We start from the raw sequence: 16,688 nt of genomic DNA, 5'->3' as shown, positions 1-16,688 counted from the left end.
GGAGCATGTTAACTGATTTAAAAGTGAAAGTTGGACCGCAATTTTATCGTTACCACGAAGGCGCCTTAGCTTCGGTGCCGTCACTTTTCAAGGAATATCACGCCCAACGAATTTTGGTGGTGCATGGCACCGTATCCTTTGAAAAAGCTCAGCCATTTTTACCATTCTTGGCAGATTCAGAGTATCAATTCTTCTATCACACTTACACAGGAGAATGTAGTTATTTTGGCGCCGAACAAATTTCACAGCAAATAAAGGAACACCAGATTGACTTTCTTCTGGGAGTCGGCGGCGGTAAGTTAGCCGATTTAGTGGGCTACAGCGCCCATTTAAACAATCTGAATTTTGGCTTAGTCCCTACTTTGGCTAGTAACTGTGCGCCGTGGACACCGTTAGCTGTGATGTATCAAGAAAATGGCGCGGCCGAAGGCAAAACGGAACATTTCTTTCGCCAAGCTGCGTTTTTAATCACTGATCCTAAGTTGCTTCTTGATGCGCCCCGTGATTATTTTGTCGCTGGTTTAGCTGATACGTTAGCGAAATGGTATGAATCAGAGACCATTTTACGCCAAGCCCATTTGCAAGGGGAACCCTTTTTACAATTAGCGGGAGCGACCGCCAAGCTTTCGCAAGAAGCGATTATGCGGGACTCAAAAGCAGCCTTAGCAGCGATGGATGAGGGCAAACTCACGCCTGAATTTGTCCATCTTTCAGAAATTGTTTTCGCTGTTTCTGGATTAGTCGGCGGCTTCGGCGACAAATACGCCCGCAATGCAGCAGCACACGCCATGCATGATGCTATGAGTAAATTTTTACCAAAAAGTCATGACTATTTACATGGCGAAAAAGTAGCTTACGGCATCTTCTATCAATTAGCATTGGAAAAAAGGTGGGCCATCATAGACGCATTAATCCCCTTTTATCAAGAGCTAAACTTGCCCATGTCGTTACGACAAATGGGCCTTTACCCAGAAGAAGAAGCAGTACTCGATGCAATGGTTCAATTTATTGATTCAAAAGAAAAGGTTCATTTAATTCCTATTGAGATTTCGCAAGAACGTTTACGTCAAGGGATTGAAGAGCTAGAAAAGTATATCCAAAACCAAGGATAAGAAGGAGGAACTATGGAAACGTTAAGTGTTTTACAAAGTTTGATAATGGCGCTTTGGGTGGCAGCAATTATGTCCAGATGGCTTGGAGGAGGAGCAACGTTAACGTTGCGTTTCTCGCCCTTAATGACAGGGTTAGTAGCAGGTTTAGTGATGGGCGATGTCCCGAAAGCGATGATCGTCACCGCAGCATTACAAATGATTTACATGGGTGTTTTTTCACCAGGTGGCTCTATGCCAGCAGAACCATCAATTGCGGCAGCGATTGCTGTGCCAGTTGCGTTGCTAGGAAATTTGAAGCCGGAAGCGGCTATCGCCGTAGCGGTTCCTGTCGGTCTTTTAGGAAGTTATTTATATCAATTCCGTTTCTTTATTAACACGTTTTTAGGGAAGTATACCGATCGTGCGGTGGCTGAACTAAATTCTAAAAAAATTGCCCGCTCAATTATCTGGTATCCAACGATTGCCTCATTTATTTTATTCGTTCCATTAGTCTTTTTTGCTCTTTATCTAGGGGCACCAGTCATTGCCGATATTATTAAAGCATTAGAAGGAACCGTTGTGATTCACGTGTTAGAAGTAGTCGGTGGTGGTTTAGCCGCAATTGGGATTGCGACAACGGTCTATGTCATTGGTCGAAAAGATTTCTTGGTTTTCTTTTTCCTTGCATACTTCATGAGTATCGTCTTTAAGTCATTGGAAATTACCATGGTAACGTATGCCATCTTTGGCGTAATTATTGCGTTAATTTTTGTGCAAGTCCAAAAAGGCAAACCTGTAGCAGAAAGTGCTGGTTCCGCCAGTGCCACCACTGATTTTGATGATGATGACGATTACGATGACGGGTTTTAAAAGAAAAAGGAGGAACTGAAATGACGGAAACAACAGAAAAAGTCGTGCCGAAAACAACGAATTTAGCACCAGAAGAAATTACCAATAAAGATGTTACAAAAGCCTATCTCCGTTGGCATTTTGCCAATGAAATTCCCCATTCCTTTGAACGTTACTTGGCGCCTTCGTTATTGTACGCAATGATGCCACTTTTAAAGAAATTGTATAAAGACGATGAACAATTAAAAGCCGCTTATATGCGTCAACTGCTGTTTTTCAATACGCAATTAAGTTGGGGCGGCGGGGTCATTACTGGGTTGATGGCTTCTATGGAACAAGAGCGGGCCAAAGAAGAACATGAAGGCCGCGAAATCATGATGCAAGATGATTTAATGTATAACACCAAAGCTGGCTTGATGGGCGCGTTAGCTGGGATTGGTGATGCGATTGACTCAGGCACGGTTCAATATATTTTTATTGCGATTGCGGTGCCGTGGGCGCAACAAGGTAGCGCATTAGGTGCGATTTTCCCATTTGTGGCGTTTGCTCTTTATCAAGTACTGTTAGGTGTGTTCTTTGCGAGACAATCCTTCAAAATGGGGCGGAATGCCACAGGCTTAATGCAAAGTGCGGGGATTCAAAAAGCCATTGAAATGTTATCTGTTTTAGGGTTGTTCATGATGGGGATTTTAGCTGGTAATTATGTCAAAGTTTCTTCAACTCTTCAATTTAAACTTTCTGGCCGTGAGTTTGTGGTTCAAGATATCCTTGATCAGATTGTCCCAGGACTCTTACCGCTAGCTGTTGTAATGGGCGTGTATTGGTTCTATACGAAAAAAGGCTTGAAAGTTACGCAAGCATTATTGTGGTTAACAGGTATTTTAATTGTCTTAGCAACAGTCGGTATTTTATAAAAAGAAAAGGACGTGAATCAGATGGGCGTAGTAAATTTAGCAAGAGTAGATGAACGATTAATTCATGGACAAGTGATGGTGACCTTGTCCCAAAAAAGTGGTGTTAATTCCATTTTCGTTGTCGATGAAGTGGTGGCAAAGGATAAATTTATGCGTGATTTATACAAAAGTGCAGGCAGTCGGACAGGACAAAAAACCATTGTCATTACGCCGGAAAAAGCCAAATTTTATTGGGATGAATACCAATTCAAAGAGTACAACTGTATTTTAATCGCTAAAACCGTCTCTGTAATTTATGACTTAGTAAAACACGGAGTCCCTATGAAGGAGTTAAACATCGGCGGTATTGCACAGAAGAATCCAGAAAAAGATTTATTAGTAACCAAATCAGTTTATTTAAACAAAGAAGATGCCGAAAAATTAAAAGAACTACATGAGGTGTATGGCGTAGAAGATATTTATTTCCAAGCAACGCCTTCTGCACCAAAAACTAGTTTAAAAGAGGTTTTAGGCAAATTTAATTTATAAAAAAGGCCAGTCGCTTGAGTCATTGCATGACTGTTTGAAGTAATGACTCAAGCCACTGAATTGAAGGAGGAACTTTTATGTTAGGGATTGTGATTGCTACACACGGTGCACTAAGTGACGGTGCGAAAGACGCAGCTACCGTGATTATGGGCGCAACCGAAAATATCGAAACCGTTAATCTAAATAGTGGAGACGATGTCCAAGCACTAGGCGGACAAATTAAAACAGCGATTGAGAACGTCCAACAAGGGGATGGCGTGTTGGTCATGGTTGACTTATTAAGTGCGAGTCCTTACAATCAGGCAGTTTTGGTGATTAACGAACTCGAACCAGCTCTACAAAAGAAAATCTTTGTGGTGAGTGGTACCAACCTACCAATGGTCTTAGAAGCGATAAACCATCAATTATTGGGCACACCGATTGCTGAAGCGGCGCAAGCGATTGTTGCGCAAGGCAAAGAAAGTGTGCAAGCATGGGATATTTCTATGACTTCCTTTGAGGACGAAGAGGATGAGGACGATGATTTTTAAGAATGTAGTAAAGGGTGAAAGCAATGAAATGGGGATTTAGATGGTACGGAGCGGCAGGCGATGCCATTCCGTTAAAACATATTCGACAGATTCCAGGAATTACTGGTGTTGTCGGTACCTTGTTAAATAAACTACCAGGTGATGTTTGGACAGTAGCCGAAATTCAGGCACTTAAACAATCGGTGGAACAAGAAGGATTAGCACTTTTAGGAATTGAAAGTGTTGCTATTCATGATGCCATTAAAGCGGGAACGGATCAACGAGACCACTATATTGATAATTATCGCCAAACGTTGCGTAACTTGGGGAAATGCGGAATTTCCTTAGTGTGCTACAGTTTCAAACCTATTTTTGGTTGGGCTAAAACGGACTTGGCGTATGAGAATGAAGATGGTAGCTTATCGTTGTTATTTGATCAAGCTGTGGTAGAGAACATGCAGCCAGAAGACATGTATCAATTGATTCACAGTCAGTCAAAAGGATTCCGGTTACCAGGTTGGGAAGAGGAGCGTTTGCAACAATTTCAAGAATTGAAAGCCATGTATGCCGGCGTAACGGAAGAAGATTTGGTCGAAAATTTGCGCTACTTTTTAGAACGTGTGATTCCTGTCTGTGAAGAAGAAAATATCAAAATGGGGATTCACCCCGATGATCCACCTTGGGAAATTTTTGGTTTGCCAAGAATCACTAAAAATTTAGCGGATTTAAAACGGATCCTTTCCTTGGTGGACTCACCAGCAAATGGGATTACATTTTGTACAGGTTCCCTCGGTGCGGACCCGACGAATGATTTGCCTACTATGATTCGTGAAATAGGTCACAGAATTAATTTTGTTCATTTCCGCAATGTGAAGTATTTAGGTGAGCATCGTTTTGAAGAAACGGCGCATCCTAGTATCGCTGGTTCGTTAGATATGGCGGAATTAATGCAAGCACTGGTAGACGTAGGGTATGAAGGCGTTATTCGTTCTGACCATGGGCGGGCAATTTGGGATGAAAAAGCGATGCCTGGTTATGGTTTATATGATCGAGCAATGGGGTTGACCTATATTCAAGGACTGTACGAAGCAACCAAAGCCAAACAAAATAGGAAGTGACAGAATGGAAACAAAAGTTGAAAAAAATCAACTGTATCAACAATTAGCGACATGTAAACTTTTACCACTATACACTGCAACAGATTTACGCTATTTGCCACAAGTAGAATCAGTCTTAGTAGAAAACGAATTACCGTTTATTGAAGTCACTTTTCGGAGTCAGCTGGCCTTGCCTGCCATCAAACAACTTGCTGCTTCAGGAAATTTAATAGTAGGCGCAGGAACTGTTCGAACCTTGAAAGAAGCCCAAGAGGCATTAGCGAGCGGTGCACAGTTCATTGTTTCCCCAGCGATTGTTCCAGAAGTCATTGATTTTTGTCTGGCAAATGAGGTGCCTATTTTTCCAGGAACAGCTACGCCTGGGGAGATTCAGCGAGCGCTGGCGTATGGCTTACGAGTGGTTAAATTTTTCCCAGCCGATATTTACGGCGGGTTAAAAGCCATTAAAAGTTTAAGCGGTCCGTTTTATGATGTTCAATTTTTACCAACTGGTGGGATTGATGAAACAAACTTTATAGAGTATGTGGAAGCAGAAGAAGTATTAGCAGTGGGCGGATCCTTTATTTTATCGGAAAAGATGCTTCAAGAAGATGAAGCTTCGGCACGCCAGCATGTTCAATCTTTACTCACGAAAATCAAAGAACGACAAGCAAAATAAAAAGATGAGGTCGGGACAGAAGCGTTTAACTCCGAGAAATAAGAAGGAATTTCCGAAAATTGTTCTGTAATTTTTGGAGAATTTCGGCTTATTTCCGAAGGAGTTGCTTCTGTTCCCGCCGTTTATAAGTTTTTGAGCGTGGAGCAAAAATCCAAAGTGATTTTTGTCCCACGCTCTCTTTTTTTTTTCTGTCCAAATGTTACTGACATTATTTTAGTTTTCATTTTGTAAAAATAGTATAGGAGAAAAGCAATCAGTTATGTATAATTAGTGAAAGAAGGTTGCGTGAAGTAAAAATAAAAAGGAGAGCAAAGGATGTTAAAAAATGTAGAAGTGTTCTGGCAAAACTTTTTAGATAAACATGAATTAGATATGTTGATGCCCGATGTGTGGATGTTTGGTGATGGCTCTTCTGAGATGGGTAATCGTTTGGGTCAATTGGTTGTTTCTGGTCGTAAGACAGCGACATGTTCTTCTTTAGATATTTATAAGATGGAAGAACAACTCCCTAAAGCTGGTCAATACGACATAATTTTAGATGGTCAGTCTCAACCGCTGGCTATTATTCGAACAACCAAAGTTGAAATTATGCCCATGAATAAGGTCTCAGAATCTTTTGCACAAGCGGAAGGTGAAGGAGATTTGACGCTGGATTATTGGTATGAAGAGCATGCGCGGTTCTTTAAAGAAGAACTGGCCCCCTATCAGCTACAATTTTATCCCGACATGCTGTTAGTTTGCCAAAGTTTTGAAGTGGTGGATCTTTATACAGAAAAAGAATAGACAGAGAAGCGGTGAATGACACGATTGAAACGAGCAGTCGCCGCTTTTTTTACTGATTTTTTGAAAAAGTTGCGTATGTTTATATAGACAGGGTGATAGAAAAGAGATGTGTATTTTAAGTGTCGAGGAAAAGATGGTACAATAACCTAAGGAATACTAACAAGGAGTGAATGTTATGAAAGAAGAATTTTCATATGAAATTTTAGAAGAAGTCGCTGTGTTATCTGAGAATGCTCGTGGCTGGCGTAAAGAATTGAATTTAATTAGTTGGAATGGTCGTCCACCAAAATTTGATTTGCGTGAGTGGGCCCCTGATCACGAAAAAATGGGTAAAGGCATCACCTTAACTAACGAAGAATTTGCTGAATTAAGCAAAACAATTAAATCCATGTAAAAGGAGCACCCTGTCAATGAAAAGTATGACTGGATTTGGAAAAAAGACTATTCAAAATGAAAATTATCAATTGGATATCGAAGTCAAAAGTGTCAACCAGCGGTTTTTAGATATTCAATTGCGTATGCCCAAGGAACTGAATGCCTATGAACTGGTGATTCGGCAAGTAATCAAACGCACGTTAAAACGTGGACGTGTGGAAGTCTATGTAAATCTCCAAAAAATCGGCAACAATCAAAAAGAAGTGCGCGTGCAGTGGGACTTAATTGATCAATTATTAACTTCGGTAGATCAACATTTAAAGGAAAACTATCCGGAAGCAACGTTTGATGCAGGGGACACGGTCAACCATTTATTAAAGCAAAATGATTTTGTCGAAATAGTGGAAGCAGAAATCGTTGATCAGACATTTGAACCATTTCTTGTTCAAGCATTTGAAGCAGCCATCGCTAGTCTTGACCAAAGCCGTGTGCAAGAAGGAACGCAAATTAAACAAGTCCTGCTTGACTACGTAGCAGTGTTGACCCAATCAATTCAAGAGCTGCAAGCGTTTGTGGGTGTTTTTGAACAAGAATACCGTCAACGTTTTGAAGCGAAATTAAACGAATGGTTAGGTAGCCAAGTGGATGAAACACGCTTATTAACAGAAATGGCCATTTTATTGGAAAAAGGCGATATTCATGAAGAATTGGATCGTTTGAATATCCATATTGATAAGTTGCATCAGTTGCTTGACGAAACAGAACCAGTGGGCCGAGAACTAGATTTCTTAATTCAAGAAATGAACCGTGAAGTCAATACGATTGGTTCGAAATCAAGTCCAATTGAAATAAAAAATAGTGTCGTTCAAATGAAAACAACCTTAGAAAAGATTCGTGAACAAATTCAAAATGTCGAATAGAGAAAATGGTTTCGTGTTTTTCCAGAAAACGCTATAATATAGAAGTAACGAATAAATGACAGAGGTGAAAGCAATGACTAAATTTTATGATGTAACCTTTCAAGAATTAAGTGGTCGTTCTGTGGTAAAAACAGAAGTCGCTTCAGACAGAGAACCATTTGACGTCTGGCAAGATGCTTGTGCAAGCTATTCTGAAACAGAATTAAATATCCAAATTAACGAAGACACGTTTGTTACTTTGAATCGTCACTTTGTTGTTCGCATTGACGTGAAAGAAGTTGACGGCCCTGTCGACAAACAAGTTCGTCGTCGCGATGAATTGATGAACGTGGTCAATACGCTTTCTAATATGGGCTTATAAAAAATACCACCAAGCATTTCACGCTTGGTGGTATTTTTTTAATTAGAATAAAAGAAACAAGCCAACGGCGCATAGGAAAGAAAGAACTGCGGCACTTAAAAAGATTGTCCGCATGGATGCAGTTTTACTGCTTTCTTTGCCGTGTTTTTTCTGACGTTCTAAACGTTTTTGAAGCTGACGGGTAATTACTGAGAAAATCAGCCCGAAAAGGACTAAAACACTTGTGGCAATCGATTTGGGAATAAAATGATTCGGTTCTGCAACGGTGGTATCCCCAGAATGTTCGTTTGATTCTTCCGCAGCTTCCGCTGTTGTTTGTTTTGGCTTAACTTCTTGGTAAGCCACTTTGGGTGCTTGAACCGTACTATTTAACAATGTCAAGGGCGTGTCGACTTGCACTTGCCCTGCTACTAATTTAAAAGTAGGCTGACTGCCTTTGGGAACGACACCGTATAAATCGTTAGCCAAAGTGACTTTTTTGTGATCAATGGTTTGTGGTCCTTTGTCTAAAAGTTTTTTGCGTTCGTATGTCGTATAGGCATAGTCCAGCAAAGCATTCCCAGCCACATGCCGTTCGTATTCACCATCTTGGTTTTGCCAATTACCAACGCCTAAAATGACTTCAATTAAACGGAAATCTCCTTGTTTGACAGTCGCAATATAGTTAAAGCCGCCTGTTGGACTAGAGCCTGTTTTTAAACCATCCACGCCTTGATAACCATACTTAGCGCCTGGTAAAGAATAATTGTACGCTTCAAACGTTTCCTCGTAAGGCGTGCCGACCATTGTTTTCACCACTGGTTTATTGGTGATTTCTAAAATTTCTGGATAATTTTTCAGAAAATGATAGGTTAGTGAAGCTAAATCTCTAGCTGTAGAGACGTTATCGCCATTTGGGTCAATTCCTTGCATTTGATACAGGCCGTTAAAGGCACTTGCTTGCGCCCCACTGCAGTTGTAATAGGTAGTATTTGTCATCCCTAGTTCAGCCGCTTTTTGATTCATTAAATGAACAAAGTCAGTAGGCTGGTTCCCTGAAATTAAGTTTGCCAACATGAGAGTCGCCACATTAGAAGAGGGGACAGCAATCATTTTTAACAGTTCACGGACTGGATAAGCAACACCTAACGTAATTTTGTTATTACTAATGGCATATATTTTAGAAATATCGACATCTTTTTGCGTAGCAGTCACAGTCGTATTCATTGTAAATTTTCCTTGCTCCATTGCTTCAAAGGCCAAGTACATGGTCATCACTTTGGCAATACTGGCAGGATTCCACGCTAAATCTGGTTGCTGCGACCAGAGAATTTCTCCAGAATCAGCATCAACAACGATGGCTGCTTTGGGAATGCCATCCGCTTTCAGGGTTGTCCCCATTTTTTTAGCAATTGCGGTAATATCTTCTTCTGCGTGAGTCACAGTAGGTTGGGCAAAAAAGGCCCCACAACTGACAACTAAGCCTAGCAGAAACAATGTAAATGGTTTAATTCGTGCGATGTTTCTCAGTCCTTTCTTATTCACGTTTTTTTCATCCTAAAGGAGTCATCACTTCATTTTACTTAAAAAATGGCTGCCTGTATAGGAATTCTAGGTAATTTGTTTAAAAAAAGAACAAGTTATGAAAGCCAAATTAAAGAAGAAATGTTATTTTTTCAGTGAATCTCCAAGAAAGTCTTGAAAATTGCAGAAAAAAAGTGCAAAATAGAACTAATACTGTGAAATTATGTTTTGAAAGGAAGTCGTTATGTCAGAGCGCGGGTTATTAATCGTATTGTCAGGTCCTTCAGGAGTGGGGAAAGGGACTGTAAGAAAGGCTATTTTCGACAGTGAAGAAAATGATTTTCAATATTCAATCTCAATGACCACTCGGAAACAGCGAGAAGGCGAAGTGGATGGAGTAGATTACTATTTCCGTTCAAGAGAAGAATTTGAAGCGATGATTGAAGCTGGAGAAATGTTGGAATATGCGGAATATGTTGGTAACTATTATGGGACACCATTAACGTATGTTAACCAGACGCTAGATGAAGGCAAAGACGTCTTTTTAGAAATCGAAGTCCAAGGGGCTAAACAAGTCAAAGACAAAGTGCCTGATGGCGTATTTATCTTTTTGACACCCCCCGATTTAGCGGAATTAAAATCAAGAATTATTGGCCGCGGAACAGACGAAATGTCTGTGATTGAAGAACGAATGGCTGTGGCCAGAGAAGAAATCGAAATGATGGCGCTGTATGATTATGCGGTAGTGAATGATGAAGTTCCTTTAGCCGTGCAACGAATTAAAGACATTATCGCGAGTGAGCACTTCCGTGTTGACCGTGTAATTGGAAAATATATTAAAATGTTAGAGGAGATGTAGCCTTATGATGTTAAAACCGTCAATTGACTCATTGTTAAAAGAAGTCCCTTCAAAATATTCTTTGGTTATTTTAGCAAGCAAACGTGCGCATGAATTAGATGAAGGCGTTCAACCAACCGTTGAATCCTTTGATTCTGTAAAAAGTGTGGGTCGTGCGTTAGAAGAAATCGAAGCAGGAACAGTGATCAGTGATCCAAATCCTGAAGAAAAACGCGAACGTCTACGCATTGAACGTGAAGAACGCAAACGCCAACGTGAACAAGAACAAAAAGAATTAGAAAACCGTTTACGTGACGAAAAAAATTAATTGAATGAAAAACAAGTCTATGATTGAAGCTTTCTTCAAGTAAAGGCTTGTTTTTTTGTGATTGCAAATGTTGTGGGATGACTTTTGTGGTATACTGTTTTTGTAGATAAGTTATGACGGTGGCTACTTCTGGAAGGTGGTGGTGCTTATGAGCATAAGTACTAAAATCTATGAAAGGGGAAAGCCGTATTTGTCCGCATTAGATGTAATCGGACTAATTTTCGACTTTGGTTTATATACCATTGCGTTGATTAGTTTGGTTGTCACTTTGCTAAAAAAAGACAAAAAGAAATAACCAGTCATAAACTTTGAACGGTTAACTGGTTATTTCTTTTTAATTAAGTAAAAACTAAGTTACTGTCATGATTCTACAGTTAGAGAGATGGACCAACATCTCTCTTTCAAAATGATTATACCATAAAAAAATGTAGAGTGCTAACACTAGTTAGCAGTGTAAGTTTCAAAGTATTTTAAGAGGATTACTAAAAGCTACTTTCTTAGATCATTTGTTTAGGAAAGCTAGCTTTTTATATTTTAAGGGGAAATTAACTAAGCTTAACAACAACGAGACACACAAGACAAATCAGTCAATCTTTAGTACAATAGGCAAAGAGAATTTACATAAAAAGGAGGACGCACCATGCAAAAAGTAGCCAAAGTTATTGTGGATGTACCAACGATGCAAACCGATCAACCATTCACTTATTTAGTTCCTGAAAATTTAAATGAGCAATTGGCTGTCGGCATGCGTGTAGAAGTGCCTTTTGGTAACGGTAATCGGCATGTTCAAGGGTTTGTTCTAGCCATTGAACCAGTGGCTGCAACGGTTCTTGACGAAACCAATGTTCAGTTGAAAGAACTAGTGGCGGTGTTGGATTTAAAACCTGTCTTAAATACAGAAATGTTGGCTTTAGCTGATTATATGAAGGAAAAAACGTTTGCCTTTAAAATCACTTGTTTGCAAACCATGTTGCCTAGCGTAATGCGTGCCGATTACCAAAAATATATTTATTTAACGGATGAGCTTTCTGAAGAATTACAAGATCAGTTATTTTATGGTTTAGAGGAAATTTCGTGGGACCAAGCGCAAGAACGTGGGCTTTTGCCTCAACTAATGGCGTTGCGTAAACAGCAAAAAGTCGATATTCGCTACGAAGTTACGACGAGAAATAAAGTCAAAATGGTCCGCTTCATTCAAGCCGCTAAGGAATTTGAACAACTAGAGGAAATTCGTTTGGGGTTACGCAAGGGAGCTAAGAAGAAAGGGCAACTTCTTTACTATTTACAACGCTTGGGCACTGAAAAAGTCACCGCTGTGAAGGAAATGAAAGAATTAGGTTTCAGTACCGCGCTTTTAAATGAAGCGGCCAAAAACGGCTGGTTAACGTTCATTGAAAAAGAAGCGTATCGTGATCCGTTTGCTAATCAGACGTTTGAAAAAACGACTGCGTTATCTTTGAATGCAGAACAACAGGTGGCTGTGGAAACAATCTTACAATCGGTCCAAGAACAGCAAAGCCAAACCTACTTATTGGAAGGTATTACAGGAAGTGGGAAAACAGAAGTTTATCTACAGGTCATTGCAGAAGTTCTTAACCAAGGCAAAACAGCCATTATGCTTGTCCCTGAAATTTCTTTAACTCCGCAAATGGTGCAACGCTTTAAAAGTCGCTTTGGCGAACATGTTGCTGTAATGCACAGTGGCTTATCGCAAGGTGAAAAATACGATGAGTGGCGGAAGATCGAACGAGGAGAAGCGGAAGTGGTGGTTGGCGCGCGTTCAGCCATTTTTGCGCCAATCGAAAACATCGGTGTGATCATTATTGATGAAGAACACGAGGCAAGTTATAAACAAGAAGAAACCCCCCGCTACCACGCGAGAGATTTAGCGATTTGGCGTTCGGAGTACCATCATTGCCCTGTTGTTTTAGGTAGTGCCACGCCGTCCTTGGAATCACGCGCTCGCGCACAAAAAAATGTTTATCAGCGGTTACGATTAACACAGCGTGCCAATCAAGCGGCAACCTTGCCTACGATTGATGTAGTGGATATGCGGCAAGAAGTAGAAAATGGCAATGTCTCTTCTTTTTCCATGTCGTTGCAAGAAAAACTCCAAGAACGCTTAGAGAAAAACGAACAAAGTGTTCTCCTACTTAATCGCCGTGGCTATTCGTCATTTGTGATGTGTCGCGATTGTGGCTATGTGTTGCCGTGTCCGAATTGTGATATTTCCTTGACTTTGCATATGGATAGTAAAACAATGAAATGTCATTATTGTGGGCATGAAGAACGGATTCCTTATCGCTGTCCTAACTGTGGCCAAGATAAAATTCGCTACTACGGAACAGGCACACAAAAAGTAGAAGAAGAATTACAAACGTTATTACCAGACAGTCGTATTCTCCGAATGGATGTTGATACGACCCGTCGCAAAGGTGCGCATGAAAAGATTTTGCGAACATTTGGTGAAGGACAAGCGGATATCTTATTAGGCACACAAATGATTGCCAAAGGACTGGACTTTCCAAATGTGACGTTAGTCGGTGTCTTAAATGCTGATACCGCCTTGAATTTACCCGATTTTCGTTCCAGTGAACGGACCTTCCAGTTATTGACACAGGTCAGCGGTCGCGCTGGTCGCGCTGAAAAACCGGGGGAAGTCATCATTCAATCTTTTAACCCCGAGCATTATGCGATACAATTGGCAAAAGCCCAAGATTATGAAGATTTTTATACAAAAGAAATGTATATCCGTCATCGTGGGGATTATCCGCCGTACTATTTTACGGTCCAAATTACGGCTAGCCATCCTGAAGAAAATGAAGCAGCGAAACAAATGTTTCAAATTGCGACGAAATTAAAACAAGGCTTATCGCCGCAAGCTATTTTGTTGGGACCAACGCCTAACGCAATTATGCGTGTCAATAATCGATACTTTTATCAAGTGATTATCAAGTATAAACAAGAACCAATGCTTCAACCATTATTGAAAGAAATTTTAACCGATACACAACGAGCAACGGCTCGTGGTTTAAAGCTTTCCATTGATGCAGAACCCATGAATTTTATTTAAAAAATACAGCTTTGAAAGGAGCACTTATGCGCTATCCAGTTGTGATTCACCCGAACGAACACTTAAAAATGAAGGCTCAACCTGTGACGATTATTACCGATGAAATTGTGCAGTTACTAGAGGATATGTATGAAACAATGCTGGCCCATGATGGGATTGGCTTAGCAGCCCCGCAAATTGGCAAAAATTTGCAAATGGCAGTAATTGAAATTGATGAAGAATCTGGTCGTTTTGAACTAATTAATCCAGTGATTATTGAAAAAAAGGGAACCAGTATTGATGTGGAAGGCTGTTTAAGTATTCCAGAAACATATGGAACCGTTGAACGAGCAGATGAAGTGACTGTCCGTTATTTTGACCGTGAAGGTGAAGAAATGGAAGTTACGGCTTACGGTTATTTAGCTCGAGCTTTTCAACACGAAATTGATCATTTGAACGGCGAGTTATTTATCGATAAAATGATTGAGAAAATTGCACCAGAAGATTTAGAAGCGTATATGGAGGAACATTTTGATGACTAAAATTGTATTTATGGGCACACCAGCCTTTTCTGTTCCGATTTTAGAAAGTTTAATCGAGGCAGGCTATGACGTTCAAGCGGTTGTCACGCAACCAGATCGACCAGTTGGCCGAAAAAAAGTGATTACCCCAACGCCTGTCAAAGAAGCAGCTTTAAAACATAACTTATTAGTCTTACAACCAGAGAAAATTTCAGGTTCTCCTGAAATGGAAAAAGTGATTGACTTAGCACCAGATGTAATTGTGACAGCAGCCTTTGGACAATTTTTACCAGAGAAAATTTTAAAAGCGCCCAAACTAGGTGCGATTAATGTCCATGCCTCACTTTTACCAAAATATCGTGGCGGCGCACCTGTACATTACTCGATTATTGAAGGAGAAAAAGAAACAGGCGTCACGATTATGGAAATGGTGAAAAAAATGGATGCTGGCGCGATTTTAGCGCAACGTGCAATTCCGATTACGAAACAAGACGATGTAGGCACCATGTTTGAAAAATTAAGCATTCTAGGAAAAGAACTTTTATTAGAAACGTTACCCAAGCTAATTGCTGGCGAAATCACGCCTATTCCACAAGTGGAAGAAGAGGCTACTTTTTCACCAAATATTACCCGAGAACAAGAACGAATTGACTGGCAAAAAACTGCTGAGGCAATTGATAACCAAGTGCGTGGTATGCGTCCTTGGCCAACAGCGTTCACAACCTATCAAGGGACCAACTGGAAAATTTGGGCAGTGACACCACTGACTGAAACAACAACTAGCGCCCCAGGAACGATTATCCAGCGTAGTAAAAAAGCGCTATGGATTGCTTGTGGTGAAGGGACAGTCCTTCAAATTGATCGCCTGCAACCAGCAGGTAAAGGTCAATTAACGATTCAAGAATTTTTAAATGGCGTTGGTCAAAATGTCGCAGAAAAAGATAAGGTGGACTAACAAAAATGGCTGAAAAAATCCCCAAGAAATTAAAACGTTCTGTTCGATACGTTGCTTTAGAAACCATCGAACGTGTGGATAAAGGTGGGGCGTACTCCAATCTTTTACTTAATGAAATGATGACAAAATCAGAACTAAGCGAGAAAGATGGCCGCTTGTTTACAGAACTTGTCTACGGCACAATTAGTCGCAAATTATTGTTGGAATACTACTTAACACCATTTGTTAAGAAACCGCAAAAAGTCGATAATTGGGTGAAAAATTTATTGATTTTATCGTTATATCAATTACTTTATTTAGATAAAGTGCCTGATCATGCAGTCATTAATGAAGCGGTTGAAATTGGCAAACGTCGTGGCAATCCTGGGATTGGTAAATTCGTGAATGGCGTGCTGCGGGCGTTCCAACGAAATGGAGCACCTAGTTTGGCCGCAATTAGCGATCCAGTTGATCGTTTAGCAACGGAAATTAGCATGCCACGTTGGTTAACAGAAAAATTACTTGCCCAATTAGGCGAAGAAGAAACACGGCAGTTGGGTTTGTCGTTATTTGAAAAAAGCCATGCGAGTGGCCGCGTAAACACACGGTTTATTTCACGAGAAGAAGCGCTGGAAGAATTACAAGAAACAGGGATTGCCGCGAAGGAAAGTCAACTTTCCCCTTATGGTGTTGTCGCTGAAAAAGGCTACTTAGCTGGTAGTGAACTGTTTATTAACGGTTGTTTAACCATTCAAGATGAAAGCTCTATGCTCGTGGCTCCAGCGATGCAAATTGAACCGCATCATCGTGTCTTGGATGCTTGTGCGGCTCCTGGTGGCAAAACGACTCATATCGCAACTTTTTTAGAGGCTGAAGCAGGTGGTCGTGTGACTTCTTTAGATATTCATGCGCACAAAATTAAGCTAATTAATGAAAATGCGCAACGCCTCCATGTGGCGGATGTCGTCCAAGCAGAAAAGCTTGATGCGCGACAAGTGGCCGAAGAATTTCCCGCAGAAACCTTTGATCGGATTTTAGTTGATGCGCCATGTTCAGGCTTAGGGCTGATGCGCCGTAAACCAGACATTAAATACCATAAAACGGCCAATGATTTTCAAAATTTACCTAAAATTCAGTTAGAAATCTTAGAAAGTGTTGCCCCAACACTAAAACAATGGGGTATAATGGTCTATAGCACTTGTACTATTACGCCAGAAGAAAATCAGGAAGTGGTGGCAGCCTTTTTAGCCAAACACCCTGAATTTGAAAAAATTGAAATTGTTGCAAATGAAAACGTCCAAGCAGTAGTAAAAGAGCAAGAACTGGTTCTGTATCCCCATCAATACATGACAGATGGCTTCTTTATTTGCTGTATGCGGAAAGTTAGTTCAAATGAGGTGAAATAA

General features: G+C 40.5%; 19 protein-coding genes. 18 read left to right on the top strand and 1 reads right to left on the bottom strand.

The genetic code is table 11. The features are described 5' to 3' along the window. The first annotated feature begins 5 nt into the window (after positions 1–5). The 11 genes from IGL23_RS12715 to IGL23_RS12665 all read left to right on the top strand — a co-directional run bounded on the left by IGL23_RS12715 (position 6) and on the right by IGL23_RS12665 (position 8,106). The gene (locus IGL23_RS12715; protein ID WP_002360997.1) at positions 6–1,112 is read left to right on the top strand and encodes an iron-containing alcohol dehydrogenase family protein; all 1,107 of its coding nucleotides are present in this window, start codon (positions 6–8) and stop codon (positions 1,110–1,112) included. A 12-nt stretch (positions 1,113–1,124) separates the two neighbouring features. Continuing rightward, on the top strand, positions 1,125–1,961 hold the full coding sequence (locus IGL23_RS12710) for a PTS mannose/fructose/sorbose/N-acetylgalactosamine transporter subunit IIC (RefSeq protein ID WP_002354902.1): 837 nt from the start codon (positions 1,125–1,127) through the stop codon (positions 1,959–1,961). Between the two features lie 20 nt (positions 1,962–1,981). Beyond that, positions 1,982–2,854, top strand: a complete 873-nt coding sequence (locus IGL23_RS12705) for a PTS system mannose/fructose/sorbose family transporter subunit IID (RefSeq protein WP_002354903.1) — start codon at positions 1,982–1,984, stop codon at positions 2,852–2,854. Between the two features lie 21 nt (positions 2,855–2,875). Then, complete coding sequence (locus tag IGL23_RS12700) at positions 2,876–3,382, top strand: PTS system mannose/fructose/N-acetylgalactosamine-transporter subunit IIB (protein WP_002354904.1); 507 nt, start codon at positions 2,876–2,878, stop codon at positions 3,380–3,382. 77 nt (positions 3,383–3,459) lie between these two features. Further along, a complete protein-coding gene (locus tag IGL23_RS12695) occupies positions 3,460–3,912 on the top strand; it encodes a PTS sugar transporter subunit IIA (RefSeq protein WP_002354905.1) in 453 nt (150 codons plus the stop codon). A 23-nt stretch (positions 3,913–3,935) separates the two neighbouring features. Continuing rightward, complete coding sequence (gene uxuA, locus IGL23_RS12690; protein WP_430619658.1) at positions 3,936–5,009, top strand: mannonate dehydratase; 1,074 nt, start codon at positions 3,936–3,938, stop codon at positions 5,007–5,009. 4 nt (positions 5,010–5,013) lie between these two features. Next, positions 5,014–5,667: a bifunctional 4-hydroxy-2-oxoglutarate aldolase/2-dehydro-3-deoxy-phosphogluconate aldolase gene (locus IGL23_RS12685; protein ID WP_033595369.1), complete on the top strand. Its 654-nt coding sequence runs from the start codon at positions 5,014–5,016 to the stop codon at positions 5,665–5,667. Between the two features lie 315 nt (positions 5,668–5,982). Continuing rightward, on the top strand, positions 5,983–6,450 hold the full coding sequence (locus IGL23_RS12680; RefSeq protein ID WP_033594395.1) for an ASCH domain-containing protein: 468 nt from the start codon (positions 5,983–5,985) through the stop codon (positions 6,448–6,450). A gap of 175 nt (positions 6,451–6,625) precedes the next feature. Next, complete coding sequence (locus IGL23_RS12675; protein ID WP_002381076.1) at positions 6,626–6,844, top strand: YdbC family protein; 219 nt, start codon at positions 6,626–6,628, stop codon at positions 6,842–6,844. 16 nt (positions 6,845–6,860) lie between these two features. Next, positions 6,861–7,745 (top strand): YicC/YloC family endoribonuclease, encoded by an 885-nt coding sequence (locus IGL23_RS12670; RefSeq protein ID WP_010821916.1) that lies wholly within the window; start codon positions 6,861–6,863, stop codon positions 7,743–7,745. Positions 7,746–7,800: 55 nt separating this feature from the next. Next, on the top strand, positions 7,801–8,106 hold the full coding sequence (locus tag IGL23_RS12665; protein WP_002383233.1) for a hypothetical protein: 306 nt from the start codon (positions 7,801–7,803) through the stop codon (positions 8,104–8,106). Positions 8,107–8,148: 42 nt separating this feature from the next. On the opposite strand, the gene IGL23_RS12660 is transcribed toward IGL23_RS12665, so the two are convergent. Further along, a complete protein-coding gene (locus IGL23_RS12660; protein ID WP_430619657.1) occupies positions 8,149–9,630 on the bottom strand; it encodes a DUF1958 domain-containing protein in 1,482 nt (493 codons plus the stop codon). A 223-nt stretch (positions 9,631–9,853) separates the two neighbouring features. Here IGL23_RS12660 and gmk point away from each other — a divergent pair, with 223 nt between their 5' ends. The 7 genes from gmk (at position 9,854) to rsmB (ending at position 16,688) form a co-directional block, all read left to right on the top strand. Continuing rightward, positions 9,854–10,468, top strand: coding sequence for a guanylate kinase (gene gmk, locus IGL23_RS12655; protein WP_002354915.1), 615 nt, complete (start codon positions 9,854–9,856; stop codon positions 10,466–10,468). A 4-nt stretch (positions 10,469–10,472) separates the two neighbouring features. After that, complete coding sequence (gene rpoZ / locus IGL23_RS12650) at positions 10,473–10,775, top strand: DNA-directed RNA polymerase subunit omega (protein WP_002354916.1); 303 nt, start codon at positions 10,473–10,475, stop codon at positions 10,773–10,775. 148 nt (positions 10,776–10,923) lie between these two features. Beyond that, entirely contained in the window at positions 10,924–11,070 is a 147-nt protein-coding gene (locus IGL23_RS12645; protein ID WP_010824015.1) for a putative holin-like toxin, read from the top strand. A gap of 345 nt (positions 11,071–11,415) precedes the next feature. Further along, entirely contained in the window at positions 11,416–13,848 is a 2,433-nt protein-coding gene (gene priA / locus IGL23_RS12640) for a primosomal protein N' (RefSeq protein ID WP_002368450.1), read from the top strand. 26 nt (positions 13,849–13,874) lie between these two features. Then, positions 13,875–14,369: a peptide deformylase gene (gene def, locus IGL23_RS12635; RefSeq protein ID WP_002371656.1), complete on the top strand. Its 495-nt coding sequence runs from the start codon at positions 13,875–13,877 to the stop codon at positions 14,367–14,369. Continuing rightward, positions 14,362–15,303, top strand: coding sequence for a methionyl-tRNA formyltransferase (gene fmt / locus IGL23_RS12630; protein WP_002398166.1), 942 nt, complete (start codon positions 14,362–14,364; stop codon positions 15,301–15,303). Before def ends, fmt begins: the two co-directional genes overlap by 8 nt. A 5-nt stretch (positions 15,304–15,308) precedes the next feature. Further along, complete coding sequence (gene rsmB / locus IGL23_RS12625; RefSeq protein ID WP_002354921.1) at positions 15,309–16,688, top strand: 16S rRNA (cytosine(967)-C(5))-methyltransferase RsmB; 1,380 nt, start codon at positions 15,309–15,311, stop codon at positions 16,686–16,688.

Origin of the sequence: Enterococcus sp. MSG3299, assembly GCF_050555765.1 — a bacterium.
Lineage (GTDB): Bacteria > Bacillota > Bacilli > Lactobacillales > Enterococcaceae > Enterococcus > Enterococcus faecalis.
The sequence above is the reverse complement of the archived record's forward strand: the minus strand, read 5'-3'. Positions and strand labels throughout refer to the sequence as shown.

Bases quoted from the DNA above. Each gene is read 5' to 3' on its own strand.
- def (WP_002371656.1), top strand. From the start codon at position 13,875: ATGCGCTATCCAGTTGTGATTCACCCGAACGAACACTTAAAAATGAAG.
- IGL23_RS12710 (WP_002354902.1), top strand. From the start codon at position 1,125: ATGGAAACGTTAAGTGTTTTACAAAGTTTGATAATGGCGCTTTGGGTG.
- IGL23_RS12695 (WP_002354905.1), top strand. From the start codon at position 3,460: ATGTTAGGGATTGTGATTGCTACACACGGTGCACTAAGTGACGGTGCG.
- uxuA (WP_430619658.1), top strand. From the start codon at position 3,936: ATGAAATGGGGATTTAGATGGTACGGAGCGGCAGGCGATGCCATTCCG.
- IGL23_RS12700 (WP_002354904.1), top strand. From the start codon at position 2,876: ATGGGCGTAGTAAATTTAGCAAGAGTAGATGAACGATTAATTCATGGA.
- IGL23_RS12715 (WP_002360997.1), top strand. From the start codon at position 6: ATGTTAACTGATTTAAAAGTGAAAGTTGGACCGCAATTTTATCGTTAC.
- IGL23_RS12705 (WP_002354903.1), top strand. From the start codon at position 1,982: ATGACGGAAACAACAGAAAAAGTCGTGCCGAAAACAACGAATTTAGCA.
- IGL23_RS12680 (WP_033594395.1), top strand. From the start codon at position 5,983: ATGTTAAAAAATGTAGAAGTGTTCTGGCAAAACTTTTTAGATAAACAT.
- fmt (WP_002398166.1), top strand. From the start codon at position 14,362: ATGACTAAAATTGTATTTATGGGCACACCAGCCTTTTCTGTTCCGATT.
- IGL23_RS12685 (WP_033595369.1), top strand. From the start codon at position 5,014: ATGGAAACAAAAGTTGAAAAAAATCAACTGTATCAACAATTAGCGACA.
- gmk (WP_002354915.1), top strand. From the start codon at position 9,854: ATGTCAGAGCGCGGGTTATTAATCGTATTGTCAGGTCCTTCAGGAGTG.
- rsmB (WP_002354921.1), top strand. From the start codon at position 15,309: ATGGCTGAAAAAATCCCCAAGAAATTAAAACGTTCTGTTCGATACGTT.
- IGL23_RS12670 (WP_010821916.1), top strand. From the start codon at position 6,861: ATGAAAAGTATGACTGGATTTGGAAAAAAGACTATTCAAAATGAAAAT.
- IGL23_RS12665 (WP_002383233.1), top strand. From the start codon at position 7,801: ATGACAGAGGTGAAAGCAATGACTAAATTTTATGATGTAACCTTTCAA.
- priA (WP_002368450.1), top strand. From the start codon at position 11,416: ATGCAAAAAGTAGCCAAAGTTATTGTGGATGTACCAACGATGCAAACC.
- IGL23_RS12675 (WP_002381076.1), top strand. From the start codon at position 6,626: ATGAAAGAAGAATTTTCATATGAAATTTTAGAAGAAGTCGCTGTGTTA.
- IGL23_RS12645 (WP_010824015.1), top strand. From the start codon at position 10,924: ATGAGCATAAGTACTAAAATCTATGAAAGGGGAAAGCCGTATTTGTCC.
- rpoZ (WP_002354916.1), top strand. From the start codon at position 10,473: ATGATGTTAAAACCGTCAATTGACTCATTGTTAAAAGAAGTCCCTTCA.